This is a genomic window from Roseateles sp. (genome assembly GCF_052436255.1).
Taxonomy (GTDB): Bacteria; Pseudomonadota; Gammaproteobacteria; order Burkholderiales; family Burkholderiaceae_C; genus Pelomonas.
Map to the genome: position 1 here is coordinate 1 of NZ_JBQVNP010000198.1, position 7,138 is coordinate 7,138.

At 68.6% G+C, this 7,138-nt stretch carries 8 protein-coding genes and 1 pseudogene; all 9 read left to right on the forward strand.

Annotated features, from left to right (window positions below; translation table 11 throughout):
• Positions 1-152: 152 nt before the first annotated feature.
• Positions 153-743 carry a YqiA/YcfP family alpha/beta fold hydrolase gene (locus ACT6S0_RS25270; protein ID WP_444766504.1) on the forward strand — a complete coding sequence of 197 codons (591 nt, stop codon included), beginning with the start codon at positions 153-155 and terminating at the stop codon, positions 741-743.
• 18 nt (positions 744-761) lie between these two features.
• Positions 762-2,786: a ribonuclease catalytic domain-containing protein gene (locus ACT6S0_RS25275; RefSeq protein WP_444766505.1), complete on the forward strand. Its 2,025-nt coding sequence runs from the start codon at positions 762-764 to the stop codon at positions 2,784-2,786.
• Between the two features lie 2 nt (positions 2,787-2,788).
• Complete coding sequence (locus ACT6S0_RS25280) at positions 2,789-3,643, forward strand: energy transducer TonB (RefSeq protein WP_444766506.1); 855 nt, start codon at positions 2,789-2,791, stop codon at positions 3,641-3,643.
• Positions 3,640-4,455 (forward strand): shikimate dehydrogenase, encoded by an 816-nt coding sequence (gene aroE, locus ACT6S0_RS25285; RefSeq protein WP_444766507.1) that lies wholly within the window; start codon positions 3,640-3,642, stop codon positions 4,453-4,455. The genes ACT6S0_RS25280 and aroE overlap by 4 nt, the downstream gene beginning before the upstream one ends.
• Positions 4,455-5,171 (forward strand): monofunctional biosynthetic peptidoglycan transglycosylase, encoded by a 717-nt coding sequence (gene mtgA, locus ACT6S0_RS25290; protein WP_444766508.1) that lies wholly within the window; start codon positions 4,455-4,457, stop codon positions 5,169-5,171. The genes aroE and mtgA overlap by 1 nt, the downstream gene beginning before the upstream one ends.
• Positions 5,168-5,845, forward strand: a complete 678-nt coding sequence (locus ACT6S0_RS25295; protein ID WP_444766509.1) for a hypothetical protein — start codon at positions 5,168-5,170, stop codon at positions 5,843-5,845. Before mtgA ends, ACT6S0_RS25295 begins: the two co-directional genes overlap by 4 nt.
• Entirely contained in the window at positions 5,842-6,363 is a 522-nt protein-coding gene (locus ACT6S0_RS25300; protein WP_444766510.1) for a TlpA family protein disulfide reductase, read from the forward strand. The genes ACT6S0_RS25295 and ACT6S0_RS25300 overlap by 4 nt, the downstream gene beginning before the upstream one ends.
• Positions 6,364-6,488: 125 nt before the next feature.
• The gene (gene aroQ, locus ACT6S0_RS25305; protein WP_444766511.1) at positions 6,489-6,938 is read left to right on the forward strand and encodes a type II 3-dehydroquinate dehydratase; all 450 of its coding nucleotides are present in this window, start codon (positions 6,489-6,491) and stop codon (positions 6,936-6,938) included.
• 57 nt (positions 6,939-6,995) lie between these two features.
• Positions 6,996-7,138 (forward strand): annotated as a pseudogene (locus ACT6S0_RS25310) (acetyl-CoA carboxylase biotin carboxyl carrier protein); the annotation flags it as partial.

Here is a 7,138-nt window from a genome sequence, read left to right on the forward strand (position 1 = left end):
CGGCGGCGGCCAGAGCGGTGCGGTGCGTCGGGATCATGTGTGACGGTCCGAGGGATTGCTAAAAGGCCGGCACTGTGGACGGCGGCGACACTGGCGTCAATCGGATTCCGCCCCCGTCGTGGGCGCACAAAACTTCACTCAAAACTTCCGTCATGGACTTCACACATCTGCTCTATTTGCACGGCTTCCGCTCGTCGCCGAACTCGGCCAAGGCGCGACGCATGGCCGACTGGGCGGCCACCCAACCGGGCCTTGTCTTCGCCTGTCCGCAGCTGCCGCCCTCCCCGCTCGAAGCGATGGAACGGGTCGCAAGCATCGTGGCCGACTGGCCGGCCGAGGGCGCCGCCGTCATCGGCAGCTCGCTCGGCGGCTTCTACGCCACCGCCCTGGCCGAGCACCCCGCCCACCGCGGCTGGCGCGTGGTGGTGCTGAACCCGGCCGTCGACCCGGCCCGCGACCTGGCGCGCCATATCGGCACGCTGACCGCCTGGCACGACCCGCAGCTGAAGTTCGAGTTCACCGCGCAGCATGTGGCCGAGCTGGCCGCACTGGCGCCGCCCGCGCGGCTGACCCGGCCCCTGCGCTACTACGCACTCATCGCCAAGGGCGACGAACTGCTGGACTGGCGCGAGATGCTGGCCCGCTACGCCGGTTGCGACGGCGAGGTGCTGGAAGGCAGCGACCATGGCCTCACCGACTTCGAGGACCATCTGCCTGGACTTCTGAAGCACCTGCAAGCCTGAGGCGACAATCGCCCTCCTATGTTTGCGCTGTTTGATGATGCCGGGAAATTTCACGCCGGCCGGGTGATGTCGGAGGCCGATGCCTCGCTGCAGGTCGAGCTGGACTCGGGCAAGCGGGTCAAGGTCAAGTCCGCCAATGTGCTGCTGAAGTTCGACAAGCCGGCGCCCGCCGCGCTGCTCAGCGAGGCGCGCACGCTGGCCGACGACATCGATCTCGACCTGGCCTGGGAGTTCGCCCCCGAGGGCGAGTTCGGCTTTGCCGACCTGGCGCGGGACTACTTCTGCGCATCAGCCGGCGTCGTGCAGCAGGCCGCGGCGCTGATGCGGCTGTTCGAGGCGCCGCATTACTTCCGCCGTGCCGGCAAGGGCCAGTTCAAGAAGGCCCCCGAGGAGACGGTCAAGGCCGCCCTGCTCGGCATCGAGCGCAAGCGCCAGCAGGCGCTGCAGATCGAGGCCTGGGCCGACACGCTGATCCAGGGCGCCTGCCCTCAGCCCATCCAGGACCAGATCTACAAGATCCTGTTCAAGCCCGACAAGAACGGCCCCGAATACAAGGCCGTCGTCGAGGCGGCCAAGCGCTCGCACAAGGCGCCACTGGACCTGCTGCAGGGCGCTGGCGCCATCACCAGCGCCTACCAGTTCCACTGGAAACGCTTCCTGTTCGAGAACTTCCCCAAGGGCGTGGGCTTCCCGGCGCTGACGGCCCCGGAGATCAAGGACGAGCTGGCGCTGTCGCCGGCGCGCGCCTTCTCCATCGACGATTCACAGACCACCGAGATCGACGACGCGCTGTCGGTACAAGGGCTGGGCACCGGCAGCGTCACCTTCGGCGTGCACATCGCCGCGCCCGGCCTGGCCATCACGCCGGACTCGCCCGTCGACAAGGTCGCCCGTGAGCGCCTGTCCACCGTCTACATGCCGGGCTGGAAGCTGACCATGCTGCCGGACGAGGTCGTGCAGGCCTACACGCTGATCGAGGGCCGCGACTGCCCGGCGGTGTCCATCTACTTCACGATGGACGAGGCCACGTTCGAGATCAAGACGCGCGAGACCAAGCTGGAGCGCGTGCACATCGCCGCCAACCTGCGCCACGACAAGCTCGACGGCATCGTCACCGACGCCAGCCTGTCGGGCGAGACGCCCGCCGACTACGCCTTCGCGCCGGAGCTGGCTTTCACCTGGCGTCTGGCAAAGCATCTCAAGGCCCAGCGCGAAGTCGTGCGCGGCAAGCCGGAGAACTTCAACCGGCCGGACTACAACTTCCGCCTCGCCGGTGAGCGGTCGGAGCCACCCAACGGCACCGAATCCGTCGAGATCGGCGTGCGCGCACGCGGCAGCTCGCTGGACCTGATCGTGGCGGAGGCCATGATCCTGGCCAACTCCGCCTGGGGCGGCTGGCTGGCCGAGCTGGGCCTGCCCGGCATCTACCGCAGCCAGGCCAGCCTGGCGCCCGGCATCAAGGTGCGCATGGGCGTCAAGGCCCTGCCGCATGCCGGCATGGGCGTGGCGCAATACACCTGGGCGACTTCACCGCTGCGCCGCTATGTCGACCTGGTCAACCAGTGGCAGATCATTGCCTGCGCCCGCCATGGCCGCACCGCCGCGCTGGCCGCGCCGTTCAAGCCCAAGGATGCGCAACTCTTCTCCATCATCTCGGGCTTCGAGTCGGCCTATGCCGCCTACAACGGCTTCCAGAACGGCATCGAGCGCTTCTGGACGCTGCGCTGGCTGCAGCAGAACGGCACGACCGAACTGACCGCCACCGTCATGAAGGAAGGCCTGGTGCGCGCCGACGACCTGCCGCTGGTCTTCAAGGCGCTGGGCTGCGACAGCCTCCCGCGCGGCAGCCACGTGAAGGTGCGCATCACCGGCCTGGACGAGATGACGCTGGACGTGCATGCGACGCTGGTGGAGCGCCTGGATGGGGCGCCCCCGGCCGAGGAGCCCGAGGCGGACGAGGACGAACTCGAAGCCGCTGCAACGCCGATCGCGCTGGCCATCGACGTCAATGAGTCGGAGGCGGAAGCGGCTCCGGCGTCCTGACGATGCTCAAGCTGACCACGTTGCAGATGGCGCTGGGCATTTCGCTCGGCTTGCATGCATCGCTGCTCAGCCTGCGCATCGCCGCACCCGAGACCTTCAACCGCATCTTCCAGGACACGCCGCTGGAAGTCGTCCTCGTCAACACGCGCTCCAACGAGGCGCCCGTCAAGGCCCAGGCGCTGGCCCAGGCCAACCTGGCCGGCGGCGGCAATGTGGAGACCGGCCGGGCCACGTCGCCGCTGCCGCCGGCACGGCGCAGCGAGGTCGGCGACGCCGCCGAGGCCCAGCACTCGCAGATCGCCCAGCTGCAACAGCAGCAGCAGCAGTTGCTGACCCAGGTGCGGCGGGAGCTGGCCCTGCTGCCGCCGCCCGACCCGCGCCGCGAGAAGACCGACGAGGCCGAACGCGCGCTGGCCGAGAAGCGTCGCCAGCTGGTCGACCTGCTCGCCGAGATCGAGAAGCGCGTCAACGACGAGAGCGCCCGGCCGCGCAAGCGCTACGTCAGCCCGGCCACGCGCGAGGTCGTCTATGCGCAGTACTACGACGGCCTGCGGCGCCGCATCGAGGAGCGCGGCACGCGCGACTTTCCCGAGGCCCGCGGCAAGAAGCTGTATGGCGAGCTGACCATGAACATCCACATCGACCACAAGGGCCGCGTCATCGAGACCGAGGTGGTGGCCTCCAGCGGCAACCCGACGCTGGACCGCCGCGCCATCGCCATCGTGCAGGCGGCCTCGCCCTTCGGCAACTTCAGCAGCGAGATGCTGCGCGGTGCGGAGGTGCTGGTCATCACGTCGCGCTTCAAGTTCACGCGCGATGACGGGCTGGAAACGACCTTGCAGGGACAAGTTCAATGACCGACAGGTATGCCGTGGTTGGCAACCCGGTGGCGCACAGCCGCTCGCCGGACATTCACGCCATGTTCGCGGAGCAGACCGGGCAGCGGCTGAACTACGAGCGGCTGCTTGCGCCGCTCGACGCATTCGAGGCCACGCTGCGCACCTTTGCCGCAGCCGGCGGTCGGGGCTGCAACATCACCGTGCCGTTCAAGTTCGACGCCTTCGCGCTGGCAGCAAAGCGCACCCAGCGTGCGCAGCTGGGCGGTGCCGTCAACACACTGCGCTTCGACGCCGATGGCTGGACCGGCGACAACACCGATGGCGCGGGCCTGGTCAACGACATCCAGCGCAACGCCGGGCGCTCGCTGGCCGGCCTGCAGGTGCTGCACGTCGGCGCCGGCGGTGCGGCGGCGGGCGTGCTGGGCAGCCTCATCGCCGCCGGGCCGGCACGCATCACCGTCGTCAACCGCACGCTCGACAAGGCGCAGGCGCTGGTCGCCAGCCATGCCCACCTCGGCCTGCCCCTGTCAGCGGGCACCTTGGCCGACGCCCCACCCGCGCAGGACATCGTCATCAATGCCACCAGCACCAGCCTGGCCGGCGCGGCCTCGCCGGTCGACGCCCGCGCGCTCAAGCGCGGCGCGCTGGCGCTGGACATGATGTACGGCCCCAAGGCCCAGGGCTTCCTAGACTGGGCCGCCGCCCACGACGCCGAGCCACGGGACGGTCTGGGCATGCTGGTCGAGCAGGCCGCCGAGGCCTTCTTCTTCTGGCGCGGCCTGCGGCCCGACACCGCGCCGGTGTTGAACGCCGTGAGGGCGTCTCTGTGATGCGCCACCTCGCCCGATTGATCGGCGTGCTGGCCCTGGCCGTGCTGTACTTGCAGCTCTGGTTTGCCGGCCGTATCGCACTGATGAATGTGCTCGCGCCGCAGTCGACCAGCTTCCAGCGCAGCGAGGGCATCCGGCTGCTGGGGGAGCGGCAGCAGGTCGCCTGGGCGCAGGCCTGGGTGGACGACGAGCAGTTGCCCAGGACGCTCAAGCGCGCCGTCATCGCCAGCGAGGACGACGGCTTCGCCGAGCATGGCGGCGTGGACTGGGAGGCCCTCAAGGGCGCCTGGCAGAAGAATGAAAAGGCGCAGGCCCGGGCAGAGGCACGCAAGGCCAAGCGGCCGCCCAAGATCATCGGCGGCTCGACGATCACGCAGCAACTGGCCAAGAACCTGTTCCTGTCCGGCGAGCGCACGCTGCTGCGCAAGGGCCAGGAGCTGATCCTGACGCTGATGCTGGAGGGGCTGTTGAGCAAGCAGCGCATCCTGGAGATCTACCTGAACAGCGTCGAATGGGGCGAAGGCCTGTTCGGCGCCCAGGCGGCAGCGCGGCACTACTTCCGCATGGATGTATCGCGCCTGGGCAACTTCGAGGCGGCGCGGCTGGCGGTCATGCTGCCGGCGCCCAAGCGCTTCGAGCGCCAGCCGGGGTCGGCCTATGTGATGGGCCGCGCCGCCGTCATCACCGGACGCATGAACGATGCGCGACTGCCATGAATGACATCACCGAAGCGATCGCGGCCGCGGCCGCGCGCCTCATCGTCGACGAAGGCATGGACTGGGGCCCTGCCAAGCAGCGCGCCGCACGCGACCTGGGCGCCCCGCGCGCCGCGCTGCCAGGCAACGACGAGGTCGAGGACGCCGTGCGCGAGCACATCGCCATCTTCCATGCCGACACTCAGCCCGCCGAGTTGCGGGCGCTGCGCGAGCTGGCCGCCCAGTGGATGGCGCGGCTGGCCGAGTTCCGCCCCCACCTGACCGGCGCCGTCTGGCGCGGCACGGCCACGCGTCTGTCCAACATCCATCTGCAGCTCTATTGCGACGACAGCAAGGCCGCCGAGATCGCGCTGCTGGACCGCGGCATCAGCTTCGACGTGGCGGAGACGACGGCCGGCCGGGGTACCGGCCGGTCGGTGGACATGCTGGTCCTCGACGCTCCGTGTCCGGCGCTGGGCGAGCGGGTCACGCTGTGCCTGACCATCCTGGACTTCGACGACCTGCGCGGCGCCCTCAAGGTACCGAAGGGCCGCCCCCGAGGTGCCTTGACCCCCTCGGGGGAGCTGGCGCAAAGCGACAGCTTTGGGGGCCCCATGAAGCCGGCTTCGCGCAGCCGGACCGAGCGGGGCGACCTGGCCGCGCTGCAAAACCTGCTGGAGTCCTCCGAGCCATGAATCTTGTCACCCGCCGCCTGATCCTGGCCGGCGCCGGCGTCGGCGCTGCCGCCCTGGGCGCCGGCTTCGCCTGGCGCCAGCTCAACCCACCGGTCTCCTCGCCCGTCGCCCAGGCCTTCTGGACGCGGCGCTTCACCGGCCTGGATGGAACCGAACTGGACGTTGCCCGCTGGCGCGGCCAGCCCCTGCTCGTCAATTTCTGGGCCACCTGGTGCCCGCCCTGCATCAAGGAATTGCCGGAGATCAATCAGTTCTACAAGGAAGCCAAGGGTCGAGGCTGGCAGGTTTTGGGCCTGGCGGTAGACCAGGCCGAGCCGGTCAAGGCCTTCCTGAAGAAGACGCCGCTGGATTTTCCCGTCGCGCTGGCCGGGCCGGAAGGCCTGGGGCTGGTGCGGGAGCTGGGCAACCCGGCCGGGGGCCTCCCCTTTTCGGTGGTTTTTGACAATACGGCAGAGATCAGCTGGCGGCGCCTGGGCGTGACCACGCTTGAAGACCTGCGCAAGTTAGCAGACAGCTGAGCCCTGCGACTGCCGCCAGAAATTCCCCAATCGGCCGTGAATCCGGCGCCAAAACGCGTAAAGTTCGCCCTTCCTCAATTTAGTGGCAGTTCCCTAACCTTCGGGTTGATAGCCTGCCACGCGTTTTGATGCAAGTTCTTGTTCTGCATGGCCCCAACCTCAACCTGCTCGGCACCCGCGAGCCCGAGGTCTACGGCGCGCAGACTCTGGCGCAGATCGACGCTGAACTGAGCAAGATGGCTCAAGAAGCCGGCGCCGCACTGAGCAGCTTTCAGAGCAACCATGAGGGCCTGCTGGTGGATCGCATCCAGGCCGCCCGCAGCGACGGCACGGCGTTCATCCTCATCAACCCGGCGGCCTTCACGCACACCAGCGTGGCCATCCGCGACGCGCTGGCGGCCGTCAACCTGCCCTTTATCGAAGTTCATTTGTCCAACATCCACCGCCGCGAGGCCTTCCGCCATCACAGCTATATGAGTGAGCTGGCGGTGGGCGTCATCTGCGGCCTCGGCGCGAACGGCTATCGCCTTGCGCTGCGCCACGCCCTCGATTCGTTGGGAGCTGCCCGCGCCTGACCGGCCGCGGGCCTCCGCCCCTCTCTTCCACCACAACAACAACAGCCTGGAGCCAAGATGGACCTGCGCAAGCTCAAAACCCTGATCGACCTGGTCTCGGAATCCAACATCTCCGAACTGGAAATCACCGAGGCCGACGGCAAGGTCCGCATCGTCAAGGCCGACCCGGCGGCCACCGCCGCGCAGACCGTCTACGCGCC

Coding starts and splice junctions, on each gene's coding strand:
- ACT6S0_RS25270 (WP_444766504.1), top strand. CDS start 153: ATGGACTTCACACATCTGCTCTATTTGCACGGCTTCCGCTCGTCGCCG.
- ACT6S0_RS25275 (WP_444766505.1), top strand. CDS start 762: ATGTTTGCGCTGTTTGATGATGCCGGGAAATTTCACGCCGGCCGGGTG.
- ACT6S0_RS25280 (WP_444766506.1), top strand. CDS start 2,789: ATGCTCAAGCTGACCACGTTGCAGATGGCGCTGGGCATTTCGCTCGGC.
- aroE (WP_444766507.1), top strand. CDS start 3,640: ATGACCGACAGGTATGCCGTGGTTGGCAACCCGGTGGCGCACAGCCGC.
- mtgA (WP_444766508.1), top strand. CDS start 4,455: ATGCGCCACCTCGCCCGATTGATCGGCGTGCTGGCCCTGGCCGTGCTG.
- ACT6S0_RS25295 (WP_444766509.1), top strand. CDS start 5,168: ATGAATGACATCACCGAAGCGATCGCGGCCGCGGCCGCGCGCCTCATC.
- ACT6S0_RS25300 (WP_444766510.1), top strand. CDS start 5,842: ATGAATCTTGTCACCCGCCGCCTGATCCTGGCCGGCGCCGGCGTCGGC.